The following is a 289-nucleotide window of genomic DNA, read 5'->3' as shown; positions in this document are numbered from 1 at the left end:
AGAAGTTCGGTATTGAAGGTTTAGTAGTCATCGGTGGAGATGGTTCTTATCGTGGAGCTAAGGCCCTTACTGAACAAGGATTTCCTTGTGTTAGTGTACCAGGAACAATCGACAACGATATCCCTGGAACTGATTTTACGATTGGTTTTGACACGGCATTAAATACCGTTATTGATGCGATCGATAAAATTCGTGATACGGCAACATCACATGAAAGAACATTTATCATTGAGATTATGGGTCGTGACGCTGGAGATATCGCATTATGGTCTGGATTAGCTGGTGGTGC

1 protein-coding gene is annotated in these 289 nt (G+C 42.2%); it reads left to right on the top strand.

Features of this window, described 5'->3' with window-relative positions; genetic code table 11:
• Positions 1-289, top strand: a 289-nt coding sequence (locus PZE06_RS28880) for a 6-phosphofructokinase (protein WP_275792522.1), incomplete at both ends; no start/stop codon positions are given.

Origin of the sequence: Robertmurraya sp. DFI.2.37 (assembly GCF_029211245.1) — a bacterium.
GTDB lineage: Bacteria > Bacillota > Bacilli > Bacillales > Cytobacillaceae > Robertmurraya > Robertmurraya methanolica_A.
The sequence above is the reverse complement of the archived record's forward strand: the minus strand, read 5'-3'. Positions and strand labels throughout refer to the sequence as shown.